A 15,575-nucleotide genomic window follows, 5' to 3' on the forward strand; every position below is an offset into this window, starting at 1 on the left:
TGAATATTACGTGTCTTAACTATGGGGTATCAACTGGTTCAATGGCGACTGCATCCGTTTGCTTCTGTCGCCATTTGTCCAAGGCTTTGGCAATCTCTTCGTTCTGCAGGGCAAGTACAGAGCCAGACAGGAGGGCGGCATTAATCGCCCCGGCCTTGCCAATTGCGAGTGTCCCGACAGGTACACCACCTGGCATCTGAACAATAGAGAGCAGACTGTCTTGCCCTTTCAAGCTTTTGCTTTCGATCGGAATACCAAACACAGGCAATGGTGTCATGGCTGCTGCCATCCCCGGTAAATGCGCAGCACCACCAGCACCTGCAATAATAATGCTTAGACCTCTGTCTCGCGCAGTCGTGGCATATTCCACCAGACGCTGCGGTGTTCTATGTGCAGATACGATACGCTTTTCGTAAGATATACCAAGAGCTTCGAGGGTTTCGGCCGCATGCTTCATCGTGGGCCAGTCGGATTGGCTACCCATGATTATACCAACTTGCGGAGACTTCTCGGACATTGCTGAATCCTGATTTAGCTGTGTATTGGAGCGCATTATTAAGACGTGCGGGAAAAGAAGGCAAGTAAAGAGAACACTAAGTTTTGACCGTGAATTACTGTAAATTACAGTTTTTTTAGTAACCTTATGTAAAATGATTCTATATAAAGTGCATAAAGTATTTATTTTTATGCCGTCTCGTTTATTGGGATTGCTCTAAATAACAGATGTTCTGGCAGGAAGCCGGAGTGAAAATAAAGCAAAGGGATTGCTTGTGGAATGAAGGTCCAAAGACCAACTGGTGGAACTGGCTCTGTTAGCAGTGTCGGGCGTGTTTCAGCCGCACCTAGTGTAAAGCCTGCAAAAAAAGTTGAGGGAGTGTCCGATGCGACAGCTCCTGTGGATGTTGCCTCAATTGGCGGTATCCCCGAAGCCGAGTTCACACCAAAAGTTCGTGCCGCGATCGAGAAGCTGATGAAGGAGGTTCAAGACGTTCGTCAGGAGCTGGATCAGGCAAAAAAAAGGGTTGATTATCTCGAAAAACTTGCGGATCAGGATGTTTTGACGCCGGTTTTAAATCGTCGTGCCTTTGTACGTGAACTTGATCGAATGATGGCCTATAGCGAGCGCTATGAAGTTCCCGGCAGTGTCATTTATATTGATGTGAATGGCATGAAAGAAATTAACGACGGATTAGGGCATGAAGCGGGGGATGAAGCGATTAAACATGTCGCGTCCACTTTGCTGAGGAATGTGCGTTCGTCAGATATTGTTGGACGATTGGGCGGGGATGAGTTTGGAGTTATTTTATTACAAGCTCCACCGGATATTGCCGCCGAAAAGGCACAATTTTTATCTACTGAAGTCGCCAAGACTGCTTTTGATTACGAAGGGAACTCGGTGAATGTTCATGTATCCCATGGCGTTCATAGCTTCCAAGGGGGAGATGCGGACGCAGCTCTCAAAGCGGCGGATATGGCAATGTACGAGCAGAAAAAGGCCAAGCAAGAAGCTTCAGAAGAAACAGACGCTTCTTAACATCGAATAAAGCTAGCTAATGTTTTGAGATTTGTTGAGAGCGTAATGCTTTAGGCAATAATATCCGGGAGCAACTGACTTTCAATTCTGTTCATGCTGTCTTTGAGGTTAAGCTTTTTCTTTTTCAATCTTACGAGCTGTAATTGATCAAAAGGCGCGTGTTCTTGCAGGCGGGCAATAACATCATCCATGTCTCGATGCTCTTGTTTGAGCCTTTCAAGTTCTTCGATTAGCTCTTTTCGACTGCTACCTGTTGTATTTGCCACGTGTTAGGGTCTCTTAAACTCACATTAACTGAAGGAGTTACTTATACTCTGACTTTAAAAATAAACATAGTTTTTGTGTAAGTTTTATTTCTAGAATGTCGAATTTTCAAGGAAGACACCAATATTGCCACCAATATTGTACTGTCAAAAGCGGAGCATTTGCTGTTTTGGGACCGTGATCTTGAATACAAATAGAAGCGATTCGATAGTTTGTTCTTTATTCACAGTGCGCTATAAGCTGGTGGGACGATGTTTGATCAAAGCCAGTTACCTATAAACCCTTTTTGGAATTTTTCGCTTGATGTCTATGGACAACAAGGGGTTGCACCTGCCTGTTTGGTTTTGCAGGAAAAATATGATCTGGACGTAAATTTGCTGCTCTTTTGTTGTTGGGCTGGCTTTTGCGGTAAGCAACTAAATTCAAAAGAACTGTCTGGTTTGATTTCCGGTATAGAAAAGTGGCGGGATCATGTCATTCAGCCTTTACGTGATATTCGAACCTGGATGAAGTCGGAAACGATTAACGGTTTTCGTCATACAGAAGGTTTGCGTGATCTGGTTAAAAATTCCGAATTATGGGCCGAAGCACTACAACAAAACTTTATGCACCTTCATATGACCCTTAGGCCAGCTCTTTTGCCTTCTTCAGAAATGGCGGCAAAGAATATGGTTTTGTACCTGGAGCTCTGCGAGGTTGATGGGATTGGTACGGTGGATTGTGCCGACTTGGCCGCAATCGTTCGGGGCGGGTTCCCGGAGTTACCCCCCTTGGAAGCGGTTTGGCTTTTCCAGTAGGTAATTTGGGTAAATTTAGCCTTAGTTTTTTTGTATATTTTGTGGGTGTATATGTTGTGGGGCGAGGATCAGTTCTGCGGCACTTATTTTATTAAAAAGCGCATCAGGAATGATGGTGCTTGAAAAATTAAGACGCCGGGCGTTTCTTACTGTTTTCATCCCATCTGTTCATGCCCGGAAGTTCAATATCAAATAGATCAAGAATCCTGCCCAGGCTATAGTCCACCATCTCATCTAGGTTTTCTGGTCGGGCGTAAAACGCGGGAACGGGGGGCGCGATGATTGCCCCTAGCTCGGAAAGGCTGGTCATGGTGCGAAGATGTCCAGTATGGAGCGGTGTTTCTCGCACCATGAGAACAAGTTTTCTGTGCTCTTTTAAAATAACATCAGCTGAACGTGTTAAGAGACTCGAGGTTACACCGCTTGATATTTCAGACATGGTTCTGACAGAGCAAGGGGCGATAACCATCCCAAGGGTCCGGTAGGATCCACTGGAAAGACAGGCGGCAATGTCTTTAACGTTATGAGCAACGTCCGCAAGATTTTTGACATCCGCTACTTTGAGATCACTTTCGTAAGCTAATGTAATTTCTGCAGAATTACTCATGATTAAGTGAGTTTCAATGTCGGTTGGTTGTAAGAGCTTAAGGAGCCGGATGCCATAGATAACACCGCTTGCACCGCTTATTCCGACAATGATTCTCTTCTTGGTCATGAGTAACTATCTTTCACATTTGTGATGAAAAAATGAAATATATGTTGGCTGACCCTTGGCAAGTTCACCCGACAGGTCTACCATATACACACGCTGTCTTCTCAACAATGTTGTGGGTTTGGGTTGGTACGAAATATACAAGATAACTGCGGTTGGGACGCTTTGGAAATATCCCATACACCAAAGCCGAATAAACGGCCAGCAGTCTTGGTTACGCCATCTCAAACATCATCAGTACTTCCCAAAAATTTTCTTAGGTATTGTAATGGAGATTTTTCATTAAAATTTCTGGTGCAGTAACGATTCCTGAGAAAGCTAGTTGAAGTCAATGTTCGCGACATTAAGTGTGATTGGTAGCAATTGAAACTTTGGTATTAGAGGGAGACGAATATGGCCACTGCTGAACGCATCGAGTCCTTGCGTACAAAACATGTTACATTAGAGAGCGCTATTGATCAGGAGAGTACGCGCCCGCATCCCGATGAATCCCTATTGATGTCACTTAAAAAGCAAAAGCTTCGCGTTAAAGACGAAATGCAAATGCTGAGTGAGCCGCATTAATAAATGCTGAGGTACTTTAGGTGCCCAATGCTTGCATTCGAATAAAACAAAGCACCCGTCTGGATGATAACTGGGCGGGTGTTTTTGTTATCTTAGCTGTAAAAAATTTGTAAAATAATTATCTAATAGAGCTTTCTGTCTGTAGGGGAAATTGATCCTCTATCCAATATGCAGCAAGCTATTCGAACCGGTCGGGGAGGCTGGAGATAAAAATTATATAATCATGTTGGGACACATCATGGGTTCATTTGACGACGTGCAAGCACGTTCTTTGGCCAAACCAGAATCTTTCTGGGCCGAAGCCGCATCAGAAATTGACTGGTATAAGCCGTATACCAAGGTGCTGGACGATACAGACGCACCTTTTTATCGATGGTTTAGCGGGGGAGAGTTAAATACTTGTTATAACGCGCTAGATCGACACGTAGAGCAGGGGCGCGGTGGACAAACCGCATTGATTTATGATAGCCCGGTTACTGATACAAAAGAAAATATCACCTATTCTGATCTCCTGAAGCGTGTTTCAAAGTTTGCGGGTTCTCTTGCTGGACTTGGTGTTTCAAAAGGTGATCGCGTTATCATCTATATGCCAATGATACCAGAAGCCGCAGTCGCAATGTTGGCTTGTGCACGGCTTGGTGCTGTTCATTCCGTTGTCTTCGGTGGCTTTGCTGCCAACGAATTAGCGACACGAATTGATGATTGTAGCCCGAAAGTTATTATCTCTGCTTCTTGTGGCATAGAGGTTAGCAAGGTCATTCCCTATAAGCCTTTGCTTGATGAGGCGGTTGACCTCTCAATTCACAAACCTGATCACTGTGTTATCTGGCATCGTCCGCAGGCTGAGGCTTCAATGACGGTGGGCAGAGATATTGATTGGGCGGATGCAGAAGCAAAGGCATCCGGTGTTGATTGTGTTCCTGTTGCAGCAACAGACCCGCTTTATATTCTCTACACGTCTGGAACCACGGGACAGCCTAAAGGAATTGTTCGGGATAATGGCGGACATGCTGTTGCTCTGCATTGGTCCATGAAAAATATATATAATGTGGAGCCGGGAGAAGTCTTCTGGGGCGCATCTGATGTGGGATGGGTTGTGGGACATTCCTACATTGTCTATGGACCTTTGATCTATGGTGCGACCTCTGTCATGTACGAAGGAAAACCTGTTGGAACACCTGATCCCGGTGCTTTCTGGCGCGTTATAGCAGAACACAATGTTTCTGTTCTCTTTACAGCACCCACAGCTTTTCGTGCGATCCGCCAACAAGATCCCGAAGCCGCTTATCTGGATAAGTATGATTTATCTCATTTCAGGACGTTATTTTTGGCAGGTGAGCGATGTGATCCCGATACGCTGAACTGGGCGTTGGAAAAATTAGAGGTTCCTGTTATCGATCACTGGTGGCAAACAGAGACTGGATGGCCGATTGCTTCTAACTGTCTGGGGATCGAAGAGCTACCTATTGTAGCAGGATCTCCTGCGCGATCTGTTCCGGGGTGGGATGTTCGTATTCTTGATGCTGAAGATCATAGTGAAATGCCCGCGGGTGATATCGGCGCAATTGTTTGCAAACTTCCTCTGCCGCCAGGGACGTTTTCTACCCTTTGGAATGCTAAAGAGCGCCATCGCGAAGCATACTTAACCGGATTTCCCGGGTTTTATGAGACTGGGGATGCGGGGTATAAAGATGAAAATGGCTATATCTATGTCATGTCCCGAACAGATGATATTATCAATGTTGCAGGTCATCGTTTGTCCACAGGTGCTATGGAAGAAGTTCTTGCAGCTCACGAAGATGTTGCGGAGTGTGCAGTCATTGGTGTGTCAGACAAACTTAAAGGGCAATTGCCACTGGGCTTTATGGTTCTAAAAGCCGGGGCGCAAAAATCACATAGTGATGTTGTTGCTGAAGTTGTGCAGAAAGTCAGGCATGACATTGGTCCTGTTGCTGCTTTCAAGCTTGCGGTAGTTGTTGGGCGCTTACCAAAGACGAGATCTGGGAAAATCCTTCGGGCGACTATGCGCAAAATTGCGGACAACGAAGATTATAAAGTTCCCGCAACTATTGATGATCCAGCCATTCTGGATGAGATTAGAACGGCTCTTCAAAGTATTGGATATGGAGTGAACTCATAGTGTTGCTGTAAGAGTAGATGCTTTAGCTCATAAAAAAGGCCTCTTCTTCAAGAGGCCTTTTTTATGTCTAGCTATAAACAGATATTAATCTGTCTTTTTGAAAGCACGTGTAAAAGCTTCGTACGGATCTTCCGGCATTTCTTCTTTTACCGGCGCCGCTTCAACAACTTCTTCTTCCATTGGCTCTGGCTTTGGAATGATACGGCCAGCTTTTTCAGCTTCTTTGATTGCTTTGTCGATTGTTGCATTCAAATCAACTTGTTTGCAGAGGCCAAGCAATACAGGATCGCGAGGGCGAATATTGCTGATGTTCCAGTGCGATCTGTCTCTAATCGCCTGAATGGTTTTCTTTGTTGTTCCAATCAGCTTTGAAACATGATTATCAGTAAGCTCGGGATGGTGACGAACCAACCATGCAATTCCGTCTGGTTTATCCTGACGTTTTGCAATTGGTGTGTACCGTGGACCTTTTGTCCGTTTGGATGGTTGCGGCAAATCATCCTGCTGATAAAAACGCAGAGATTTTGATGAATCCTTTTCGCAGCGTTCTAATTCCGCGCGAGTGATCTGAGAATTCGCAATGGGGTCCATACCCCGAATACCTACAGCGACTTCACCATCGGCAATACCTTGCACTTCTAGCGTGTGAAGTTGACAGAATTCAGCAATCTGCTCAAAGGTGAGCGATGTGTTCTCGACCAACCAAACGGCGGTCGCTTTTGGCATTAGTGGTTGAGACATTGGTTCTCCTAATCGTGCCGTCGGCTAATGGTCCTTCGGCTACGGTAATACGTATCCAACGGGTGGCTTACCCCGAATATACCGCGAGGCCAAGCAGTAAATAAAGGATCGAGGTGTTTTTTTTGTTAATTAGCTGGCTTTGGGGTTATTTTTCAAGTTTTAAAACAATTTTACCAATGTGTTTGGATGATTCCATTAATTTATGAGCTTCGGCAGCCTCCTGTAGTGACAGGGTCTTGTAGATTAACGGCCCAAGCTTCCCGTCTTCAATTAACGGCCAGACTTTTTCTATCAAATTTTTACCTATCTGGGCTTTAAACTCTCTGGAGCGTGCACGGAGAGTTGAACCGGTGATCTTTAAGCGTTTCAACATTACGGGCATGAAATTGACATCCGCCTGAGATCCGGAAAGGAAGGCAATAAAACACAGACGCCCGTCCGTTCCCAGGCAGGAAATATCGCGTTGTATATAGTCGCCTCCGACCATATCAAGAACGACATCAACGCCCTTTTTCTTTGTGAATTTTTTAGATTCTTCGACAAAGTCTTGTGTTTTATAATTAATAGCCAGATCCGCACCGAGATCACGGCAAGCCTGACATTTTTCATCACTGCCTGCCGTGGTAATAACGTTGGCCCCAAAAGCCTTTGCCAGTTGAATTGCTGTCGTGCCAATACCAGAGGTGCCGCCGTGGATCAGAATTGTCTCTCCGGATTTAAGTTCGCAACGATCAAAAATATTACTCCAAACTGTGAAGTAGGTTTCGGGTAAGGCAGCTGCTTGTTCAAGGGAAAGGCTTTTGGGAACGGGTAAACACTGGCCTACCGGTGCTGTGCAATACTCTGCGTAGCCTCCGCCGCCTACCAGCGCGAGAACCTGATCTCCAAGTGCATATTGTGTAACTTGTGCACCCAATTTTACAATTGTTCCCGAAACTTCAAGGCCGGGAATATCGGATTCCCCCGGAGGTGGGGGGTAAAGACCTTTTCGCTGAATCACATCTGGTCGATTTACACCGGCGTAACTGACTTTAATAAGGACTTCATCGCCAACTGGAGTCGGAACCGCACGATGTGCTGGTGCGAGTTGATCTGCATCTCCGTACTCTTTTATTTCTATCGCTGTCATTTGATCGGGAATTGGCCCGAGGTTATTTTGTGTCACGTGCTTGCCCTGCCAATTATTAATCTACTGTTTTTCTTCTTGATATTCAGTTTAGTATGCTGGGAAGACTTACGCCACTGGCAACAGTAGAATTATCCGAAATTAAAACGGGTAGGTCGTCACAGGCAATGAACTTACAAGGGGTAATGATATGGATCTTGATGACCTTGAGCCCAAAAAAGGCAAACCTAAGTTAAAAAATCTGGAACCTATGGGGCTGGAAGAGTTACGGGAATATATTTCAACATTGGAAAGTGAGATCGCTCGAACTCGCGTTGAAATAGATCGAAAAGAGAAACATCGCCAAGGGTTGGATGGTCTGTTTAAAAGCTGAACTCAGCCATGAGAGTATTTGAGATGAGTAAAGTACTTGATAGAGGGGGTAAGGGACTTATTTGTTTGTCAGTCTAGAAATCGTTATACCTGTGTTTCTCGTAATTTTATCCGGATATGTTACTGGTAAAAGACATTGGGTTTCTTCCTCTGCTTTGAAGGGGCTGTCTTTCTTTGTTTATTACCTGGCTATTCCTGCGCTTTTATTTCGCACAATGGCCCAGGGTAATTTATCATCCGATATTGATTTCTCTCTGATTATTGCCTTTTATAGCGTTTCCTTGACCATCTTCATCTGTAGCGCCTTTCTGGGGTGTTTCCTGTATGGTCATGGGCTTAAAGAAGCGGCCGTCATGGCGATGGGGGCGACCTATGGAAATCTGTTATTGCTTGGCTTTCCTTTGGTCTATTCAGCTTTTGGCGACGAAGGAATGGTTCCCTTAACCATGTTGATCGCTTTTCAGGCACCAATCCTCATGGCCTTAACCTCTATGCTTACGGAATATGATCTTTTACGGGAAGGGGATGGTGGCCAAGGCGTCAAAGCAATTATGCTTTCCTTGGCAAAGGCTATCTGGAGCAACCCGATTATTCTCGGATTGATTGCAGGGGGGATCTTTCAACTCTCAAGTTTTGAATTTATTGCAATCCTGGATCGTTTTACCTCAATATTAAGTGGGGCTGTTGTTCCCTGTGCTCTTTTTTCATTGGGGGTCTCCTTAACTGAATTCAAATTGGCTGGCGATTTAAAGCAAAGCTTTTTAATCGTGATAGTAAAAACCATTATTTACCCAAGCATTGTGGCTTTCCTCGTTTTTAACGTCATTGAGGTTCCACCCTTGTGGGCTGCCGTTGCCGTTATTCTGGCCGCGCAACCGACAGGGATGAACGTTTTTATCCTGGCGCAACAATATGGTGTTTTTACTGCGAGAGCAGCATCTGTCGTCTTATCTTCCACGATTCTATCGGTTGTCACGGTAACCCTGTTGATCGCATACTATGTAAACGTCTTACCTAAGTGATATTCCTCAACTATTGTTTTACAGGAGAAGTAAATGCCCGGCCTCAAAGGGAAAGTGGCGGTTATTACAGGATCGACCAGCGGTATCGGTAAGGGGATTGCTGAACGCTTGGCCGCGGAAGGTGCCGATATCATGTTGAACGGTTTCGGGGATCGCTCAGAAATAGCTGAACTTGAGAAAAAAATCGCCGATGATTACGGCGTAAAGGTTGCTTATTCAAATGCTGATATGAGCAAACCCGATGAAATCAAGGGCATGATCGCTGAGGCTCAAAAAAATCTTGGCGGGGTTGATATCCTTGTAAATAACGCGGGCATTCAAAATGTTGCACCTGTTGATGAATTTCCTGAAGACCGTTGGGATGCCGTTATTGCCATTAACCTCTCATCTGCCTTTCATACGATAAAGGCGGCATTGCCTGGCATGAAAGAAAAAGGGTGGGGGCGAATTATCAACGTTGCTTCTGCACATGGCTTAACGGCTTCCCCAAATAAATCAGCTTATGTTGCCGCAAAACATGGTGTTGTGGGCTTGACCAAGGCTGTTGCCTTGGAAGTTGCAACACAGGGCATTACGGTAAATTCTATCTGCCCCGGCTGGGTTTTAACTGATTTGGTTCGTGCACAAATTGAGGCAAGAGCAAAAGAGAGCGGCAGAACTTTTGAAGACGAAAAACGGGCCCTGGTTTCTGAAAAGACGCCTACTCAGGATTTTTCGACACCAGAGCAAATCGGAAAATTAGCGGCTTTCTTGTGTAGTGACGCTGCGGATCAAATGACAGGGGCTCCTTATTCAATTGATGGTGGTTGGATGGCGCAATAGTTCTACAAGCTATTATTATTGTTATTTATTTCAGTCCGAATAAATAAATATAAACAGGGGAGGCTTTTTATTATGCTTCCCTTTGTTTTTGCCTCTTGAAAACCAGAAATCACACCTTAAATCTTTAAGTGTAGAAGCAAGGATTATGCTGTTAACTCTTTTTTAGTTGATTTGTTATAATCTTGTAATGTCAAAAAGGGTTTTTTAGTTTCTTTATTACTATTTATCTTTTTTTTGATGCCTCCCTGTTGACTTGCCGCCGGTTTTTTACCGGCGGATTTTTTTTGCTTAATACTTTGATCTTATTTGGTTCTAGCCAAATTTAAACAAAGAAAAGTGCCTGAAAAAAGGCAAAATCTGTCGTAAAAATGTCAAAAAACAAAACAAGGCCTTGACGAGAGGCTCGAGTCTTCATAACCTCTTGCGTAACAAAGGCAAGTTGACAGGGTGGACAAACAGACCAAACGACATAGATCGTAATGTCTGTTAGATATATTGCCAAAAATAATAAAGGCCGAGCTTATGTAAATAAGCTCGGCCTTTGGCGTTTCTAACTAATAGAGGTTATTGTTGATCTATTAGGTCAGGCTCATTTGAGGCCCCATTTGAAATGGGGATATTGCGCGGTTTCTTTGATTCAGGAATCTCACGCGTGAGCTCAATGATAAGAAGTCCGTTTTCAAGGTTAGCGCCGGTTACCTTAATGTGGTCTGCGAGATCGAAACTTCTTTCAAAAGATCTGTTTGCAATACCTCTGTGGAGATAAGTGACCTTATCTTCTTTTTCGCGCTCTTTTTTACCAGCAACGTGAAGAGAGTTTTCCTTGATTGTGATCTCAAGCTCTTCCTGGGTAAATCCCGCAACAGCCATTGTTATACGATAGTCGTGTTCGGCTGTTTTTTCTATATTGTAGGGGGGGTAGCTGGATGACGCAGTATCTGGACGAGCCGATGCATCAAGCATGTTCATCATGCGGTCAAAGCCGACAGTTGCGCGTAGTAATGGTGTTAAGTCACGATGGTGCATTGCGTGTTCTCCTTTGAGCAACAAGCTTAACAATTAGCCTACCGTCATGGTCAGGCCAGTGAATACATAGAAGCCCGAATGGCACTTCTTGTACTGATTGAGTTAAGAAAGGCTCTATTTGTTTTCAAGGCATCGCCTGCAAAAAAAAATAATTTATTGGACGTGATGATCAATAGGAAGTGAATAATCCGGAGCTTTGTTTTCTTGACCAAGAATTTGTTAAGGCCCTTATGATAGATTGGAGAAAACTTTGCACAATGCTGTGTTCCAAGTGCAAAGAGCGAAGATTATCAGGCGGCTTATGGTTACGTATCTGGATTCGACTTATCAGGAAGCTTTGTCTCTGACAAAAGAGGCAAGAGACTATCTGGCGGATAGAACCCGTAACCGTCACCCATGGTTAAAACCCGAGGATCGCCTGCAAATTTGTTGTGAAAGTATGCGCCTGACAACGCGACTGACACAGGTTATGGCCTGGTTATTGGTACAAAGAGCTGTTCTTGATGGAGAGATCAGCATGGATGACGCCAGAAACCCGGATAATAGAATATCTGGCCGGAATGTTTGTGAGCCACCGGATGAACTGCCGGATGGTGCTGATCCCAGGATGGCTGATCTAATGGGGCGCAGCCATCAACTCTATATGCGAGTTACCCGTTTGGATTCTCAGTTGGATCGGGTGGATCGGGCAAAAAAAAAGGCTCCGTAAAACGGAACCTTTTTTAACATTTAAACAGTTTGGCTTAGTTCTTGATACCAAAAGCTGCAAAACGCTTGTTGAACTTGGCAACCTGACCACCGGTATCAACCAAGCGGTGCTCGCCAGTCCAAGCTGGATGACTCTTAGGGTCAATATCAAGACGCATAGTATCGCCTTCTTTGCCCCATGTAGAGCGTGTTTCGAATTCACTGCCATCAGTCATTACAACTTTGATGGTGTGGTATTCAGGATGAATATCTTTTTTCATAGTCCGTATCCCCTTAGGAAGCGGTGGCTATTTAACCGAACCTGCGCCAAGAGGCAAGTTAATTCCACGAATCGTAGAAATTTACCTGTCAGAGGCATAGGGTCGCATTGAAGCCGTTAATAAATTGTGGTTTCTCACACTGGAGTGGAAAGGTCAATTCCGTTATTAGGTAAGTAATTATTTTTTATGGGACCCAGAAATGGAGTCCTCACCAGGAAAGACAGGTATGAGCCGCAACAGTGAAAAGAATTTAGCTGTAGCATCAAAAGAAGATGCACCTAAAAGCAAAGAGTTAAAACACCTGTTGCTGCTATGGCAATTTGTACGCCCTTACAAGCTTCAGATCTGTGGGGCTATGATTGCGCTTGTCATTGCGGCATGCACAGTTCTTGGTCTCGGAAGAGGGCTTAGAGCTTTGATTGATCAGGGATTTTCAAGTGGTAATAGTGCGCTTCTTGATCAAGCTGTCTTTGTTTTGTTCGGTGTAACAGTGCTTTTGGCCTTGGCGAGCTACTCGCGCTATTTCCTTGTTTCGTGGATTGGTGAGCGTGTTGTCGCTGATATCCGCTCAGCGGTATTCGGACATATTATTAAAATGTCTCCTGCCTTTTTTGAAGTCACCAGAAGTGGTGAGGTTCTTTCAAGACTGACAACGGACACAACGCTTTTACAGGTTGTTGTTGGTTCTTCTTTTTCGATTGCTCTGCGCAATTTGTTGATGTTTTTCGGGGGCTTAGTTCTTCTTATTATTACATCACCTAAGTTAACGGGCTTTGTTGCGCTTGTTATACCTTTCGTTTTGATACCGATTCTCTTTTTTGGACGCAAAGTTCGGACGCTGAGTAAAGACAGTCAGGACCGGATTGCGGATGTTGGCGTCTATGCAGATGAAACAATAGGTGCGATTCGTACGGTACAGGCCTTTAGTCATGAGGACCTGGATCGTCAGTATTTTTCTGGTCGAGTCGAAGATGCCTTTACAACTGCTGTAACACGAATCCGGTTTCGCGCGCTTTTGACTGCGATTGTTATCGTTCTGGTTTTTGGCTCTATCAGTGCAATTCTTTGGGTTGGTGGTCGTGACGTTCTCGAGGGGCGTATAACAGCGGGTGAGCTTTCTTCCTTTGTCTTTTATGCCATTGTTGTTGCGGGCTCTCTCGGGGCCTTTAGCGAGGTTATAGGCGATTTACAACGTGCTGCAGGGGCAACAGAACGACTGTTAAGCCTTTTGGCTCTTAAAACTGATATTGCGGCACCAGAAACACCAACGCCGTTGCCTGCAAAAATCAAAGGCGCAGTCTCTTTTTCCAATGTGAGCTTCAATTATCCATCCAGACCAACTCAGTCGGCAATGACTGGTTTCTCTGCGGATATCAAAGCGGGGGAGAAGGTCGCAATTGTTGGCCCGTCCGGGGCGGGTAAGACTACTGTTTTCCAGCTATTACTTCGGTACTATGATGTGCAACAGGGTGTTGTGAAGATTGACGGTGTTGATATCCCGGACTTTGATCCTGTTGAAATGCGCAAGCATATCGGTTTGGTTTCTCAAGAGCCTGTCGTTTTCTCGGCCACTGCCTACGAAAACATTCGCTATGGCCGCCCAGATGCAAGCCGCGAAGAGATCATAAATGCAGCCAAAGCGGCTTCTGCGCATGAGTTCTTGGAGAAGCTTCCTGATGGATACGATACTTACCTTGGTGAGAAGGGCGTACGTCTTTCTGGGGGACAGAGGCAGCGTCTTGCCATTGCCCGGGCGATTTTGAGAGATCCGGAAATCTTACTGCTTGATGAAGCGACTTCTGCTTTGGATTCTCAAAGTGAAATGGCGGTCCAGAAAGCCTTGGACAATCTTCTGGATGGTCGAACAACATTGATGATTGCCCACCGCTTGGCGACAGTCCTGAAGGCGGATCGTATTCTGGTTATGGACGAGGGACGTATTGTGGCAAGTGGGACCCATGCTGAGCTTGTTAAGCAAGATGGCCTCTATGCACGTCTGGCAGAGCTACAGTTTGGTCCGGATCTGGACGCAGAGTTATCCGTTCAGGCTGCAAGTTAGACTGCTTTTCTGATCGGTTTTGAGACAGCCCTTCGTGGTTTTATGAGTTTTCGAGCGTGAACCTAAAAGGCTATTGAGAAGATTATCTGTCTCGATAGCCTTTTATCGTTGTGTCAGTTTTAGCTCAATACGGCGGTTACGTCTGAAGGCTATTTCATCACGGCTGCTATCCAGAGGTTGGAACTGGCCAAATCCGGTTGCTGCCAGTCTGGATGCAGGTATGCCTTGAGTGATCAGGTATTTAACAACCGAGATAGCTCTTGCTGTTGAAAGCTCCCAGTTGGAGGGGAATTCAGCTGTAGAGATCGGTTGCACATCAGTATGCCCATCAACACGTAAAATCCAGTCGATGTCATCGGGGATGTTTGCTGAAAGCTCTCTGAGTGTTTTGGCTAGTTGCCCCAACTGTTCCTGTCCACCAGCTTCCAATGTTGCTGAGCCACTTGAAAAAAGAACTTCGGACTGAAAGACAAAACGATCCCCAACAATGCGGATGTCTTGTCGATTGCCAAGAACCTCACGAAGTTTACCAAAGAATTCTGATCTGTATTTTGCCAGCTGCTGAACTTTGGTGGCGAGAGCAACATTGAGACGCTTTCCGAGGTCAAGAATTTGGGTTTCCTGTGCCGCATTGATAGCTTCGGTAATTTCGAGCGTAGCCGAGATATCCGAAAGCTGTTTGCGAAGCGCAGCAATTTGCTGGTTTAACAGCACCACTTCTGTCTGGGCTTCTTCTGTGAGGGCTTTTTGACCGGAGATATCAGTCTCTGCTGTTGCGAGCTTTTCTGTCAGATTGTCTCGGAGTTCTTTGAGTAAGGCTATTTCTGCAAGCTGGGTTTCTACCTTTTCCTTGTCGGCTTCAATAACCTTGTACGCATCTTCCAGTTCAGCATCTACCTTTGCTGATTCTGCGGATAATTTGGCAGCAGCTAGTTCCAGTGCGGAGAGTTGATCTTCAATACTTTTTTTATCATCCAGAAGCTTTTGTTTCTCGACTTCAAGCTGGTCATTGTTGTCCTGTAATAACGCCTGCGCACTGACAAGATCTTTTAGCTCTTTACTGACTGCCAGTAATTCACCTTCCAGATCTTCTTTGTCTTCTGAAAGCGAAGCTAATTGGTTTGCAAGACTGTCACGAGAGGATATCGAACTTTGCAACTCTGTCGTAAGTTGGGTAACGCTGGAGCGTAATCTGGTATTTGCAGATTTCTCTAGCGAGAGTAATTCAGCGAGTTCACTTATTTCCCTGTTCAGGTTTGATAGTGCTTTGTCTTTACCGCTTAGTGCATTGCTAAGGGTAAATTGAGCTACCATAAAGACCATGAGCACAAAAATGATCACAAGTAACAGCGTTGCCAGGGCGTCGACGAAACCAGGCCAGATGTTGATTGATCTTTTGCTGCTTCTGCGACTTGCCGAAAACATGCG

Annotated in this window: 17 protein-coding genes; 9 read left to right on the forward strand and 8 right to left on the reverse strand. The window is 45.1% G+C overall.

The features are described from left to right. Window positions 1-19: 19 nt before the first annotated feature. Window positions 20-517: a 5-(carboxyamino)imidazole ribonucleotide mutase gene (gene purE, locus BKB51_RS11355; protein WP_085901199.1), complete on the reverse strand. Its 498-nt coding sequence runs from the start codon at window positions 515-517 to the stop codon at window positions 20-22. Window positions 518-775: 258 nt separating this feature from the next. On the opposite strand from purE, the gene BKB51_RS11360 reads away from it, so the two are divergent. Then, entirely contained in the window at window positions 776-1,534 is a 759-nt protein-coding gene (locus BKB51_RS11360) for a GGDEF domain-containing protein (RefSeq protein ID WP_085901200.1), read from the forward strand. Between the two features lie 50 nt (window positions 1,535-1,584). Here the strand turns inward: BKB51_RS11360 and BKB51_RS11365 are convergent, their stop codons facing one another. Beyond that, on the reverse strand, window positions 1,585-1,800 hold the full coding sequence (locus BKB51_RS11365) for a YdcH family protein (RefSeq protein ID WP_245813270.1): 216 nt from the start codon (window positions 1,798-1,800) through the stop codon (window positions 1,585-1,587). A 249-nt stretch (window positions 1,801-2,049) separates the two neighbouring features. On the opposite strand from BKB51_RS11365, the gene BKB51_RS11370 reads away from it, so the two are divergent. Then, window positions 2,050-2,595 (forward strand): TIGR02444 family protein, encoded by a 546-nt coding sequence (locus tag BKB51_RS11370; RefSeq protein WP_085901201.1) that lies wholly within the window; start codon window positions 2,050-2,052, stop codon window positions 2,593-2,595. 127 nt (window positions 2,596-2,722) lie between these two features. Here BKB51_RS11370 and BKB51_RS11375 read toward each other — a convergent pair whose 3' ends face one another. Next, window positions 2,723-3,310 carry a UbiX family flavin prenyltransferase gene (locus BKB51_RS11375; RefSeq protein WP_085901202.1) on the reverse strand — a complete coding sequence of 196 codons (588 nt, stop codon included), beginning with the start codon at window positions 3,308-3,310 and terminating at the stop codon, window positions 2,723-2,725. Between the two features lie 390 nt (window positions 3,311-3,700). Between BKB51_RS11375 and BKB51_RS11380 the strand changes: the two genes are divergently transcribed. Both BKB51_RS11380 and BKB51_RS11385 read left to right on the forward strand, forming a co-directional pair. Further along, window positions 3,701-3,871, forward strand: a complete 171-nt coding sequence (locus BKB51_RS11380; protein ID WP_085901203.1) for a YdcH family protein — start codon at window positions 3,701-3,703, stop codon at window positions 3,869-3,871. 238 nt (window positions 3,872-4,109) lie between these two features. After that, window positions 4,110-6,011 carry a propionyl-CoA synthetase gene (locus BKB51_RS11385; RefSeq protein WP_085901204.1) on the forward strand — a complete coding sequence of 634 codons (1,902 nt, stop codon included), beginning with the start codon at window positions 4,110-4,112 and terminating at the stop codon, window positions 6,009-6,011. A gap of 84 nt (window positions 6,012-6,095) precedes the next feature. Here BKB51_RS11385 and BKB51_RS11390 read toward each other — a convergent pair whose 3' ends face one another. Both BKB51_RS11390 and BKB51_RS11395 read right to left on the reverse strand, forming a co-directional pair. After that, the gene (locus BKB51_RS11390; RefSeq protein ID WP_085901205.1) at window positions 6,096-6,752 is read right to left on the reverse strand and encodes a DUF1013 domain-containing protein; all 657 of its coding nucleotides are present in this window, start codon (window positions 6,750-6,752) and stop codon (window positions 6,096-6,098) included. A gap of 145 nt (window positions 6,753-6,897) precedes the next feature. Further along, a complete protein-coding gene (locus BKB51_RS11395) occupies window positions 6,898-7,881 on the reverse strand; it encodes an NAD(P)H-quinone oxidoreductase (RefSeq protein WP_085901485.1) in 984 nt (327 codons plus the stop codon). 187 nt (window positions 7,882-8,068) lie between these two features. On the opposite strand from BKB51_RS11395, the gene BKB51_RS11400 reads away from it, so the two are divergent. From BKB51_RS11400 to BKB51_RS11410, 3 genes are all read left to right on the forward strand, one after another. Further along, window positions 8,069-8,251 carry a DUF1192 domain-containing protein gene (locus BKB51_RS11400; RefSeq protein ID WP_085901206.1) on the forward strand — a complete coding sequence of 61 codons (183 nt, stop codon included), beginning with the start codon at window positions 8,069-8,071 and terminating at the stop codon, window positions 8,249-8,251. Between the two features lie 61 nt (window positions 8,252-8,312). Beyond that, a complete protein-coding gene (locus BKB51_RS11405; RefSeq protein ID WP_085901207.1) occupies window positions 8,313-9,272 on the forward strand; it encodes an AEC family transporter in 960 nt (319 codons plus the stop codon). 33 nt (window positions 9,273-9,305) lie between these two features. Beyond that, on the forward strand, window positions 9,306-10,094 hold the full coding sequence (locus BKB51_RS11410) for a 3-hydroxybutyrate dehydrogenase (protein WP_085901208.1): 789 nt from the start codon (window positions 9,306-9,308) through the stop codon (window positions 10,092-10,094). A gap of 564 nt (window positions 10,095-10,658) precedes the next feature. Here the strand turns inward: BKB51_RS11410 and BKB51_RS11420 are convergent. Next, window positions 10,659-11,120, reverse strand: a complete 462-nt coding sequence (locus BKB51_RS11420) for an Hsp20 family protein (protein ID WP_085901210.1) — start codon at window positions 11,118-11,120, stop codon at window positions 10,659-10,661. Window positions 11,121-11,421: 301 nt separating this feature from the next. Here BKB51_RS11420 and BKB51_RS11425 point away from each other — a divergent pair, with 301 nt between their 5' ends. Further along, window positions 11,422-11,829: a DUF1465 family protein gene (locus BKB51_RS11425; RefSeq protein WP_085901211.1), complete on the forward strand. Its 408-nt coding sequence runs from the start codon at window positions 11,422-11,424 to the stop codon at window positions 11,827-11,829. A gap of 34 nt (window positions 11,830-11,863) precedes the next feature. Here the strand turns inward: BKB51_RS11425 and rpmE are convergent, their stop codons facing one another. Next, window positions 11,864-12,088 carry a 50S ribosomal protein L31 gene (rpmE, locus tag BKB51_RS11430; RefSeq protein ID WP_085901212.1) on the reverse strand — a complete coding sequence of 75 codons (225 nt, stop codon included), beginning with the start codon at window positions 12,086-12,088 and terminating at the stop codon, window positions 11,864-11,866. A 226-nt stretch (window positions 12,089-12,314) separates the two neighbouring features. Here rpmE and BKB51_RS11435 point away from each other — a divergent pair, with 226 nt between their 5' ends. Continuing rightward, window positions 12,315-14,147, forward strand: a complete 1,833-nt coding sequence (locus BKB51_RS11435; RefSeq protein ID WP_085901213.1) for an ABC transporter transmembrane domain-containing protein — start codon at window positions 12,315-12,317, stop codon at window positions 14,145-14,147. 102 nt (window positions 14,148-14,249) lie between these two features. Here BKB51_RS11435 and BKB51_RS11440 read toward each other — a convergent pair whose 3' ends face one another. Further along, window positions 14,250-15,572: a peptidoglycan -binding protein gene (locus BKB51_RS11440; RefSeq protein ID WP_085901214.1), complete on the reverse strand. Its 1,323-nt coding sequence runs from the start codon at window positions 15,570-15,572 to the stop codon at window positions 14,250-14,252. Window positions 15,573-15,575 lie beyond the last annotated feature (3 nt).

This window comes from Kiloniella majae, assembly GCF_002118315.1.
Taxonomy (GTDB): domain Bacteria; phylum Pseudomonadota; class Alphaproteobacteria; order Kiloniellales; family Kiloniellaceae; genus Kiloniella; species Kiloniella majae.